The organism is Priestia sp. SIMBA_032 (assembly GCF_046535215.1).
GTDB classification, from domain to species: Bacteria; Bacillota; Bacilli; order Bacillales; family Bacillaceae_H; genus Priestia; species Priestia aryabhattai.
The window spans coordinates 1-270 of the sequence record NZ_JAWRXD010000702.1 but is presented as its reverse complement, the minus strand read 5'-3'; the positions used below and the strand labels follow the sequence as shown (position 1 = coordinate 270).

The 270-nt window shown below is 40.7% G+C and carries 1 protein-coding gene; it reads left to right on the top strand.

Features of this window, described 5'->3' with window-relative positions:
• The coding region (locus SB717_RS36075; protein WP_410907799.1) for a glycerate kinase at nt 1-270 on the top strand (270 nt) is incomplete at both ends.

Genomic DNA, 270 nt, shown 5'->3' with positions numbered 1-270 from the left:
ATGCAGATCTCATTATAACTGGTGAAGGTAGAATAGATGAACAAACTGCATATGGGAAGGCTCCTGTTGGTGTTGCGGGGCGTGCGAAACGTTTTTCTGTGCCTGTAATTGCTATTGGAGGGTCTGTATCATCTGATTATTCAGCCGTGTACGAGAAAGGAATAGATGCGGTATTTAGTATTACAACGAGACCGATGACACTAGAAGAAGCATATAGAGTAGCAGAAGAAAATATTGAAATGACAACGAAGAATATTGCAACAGTATGGA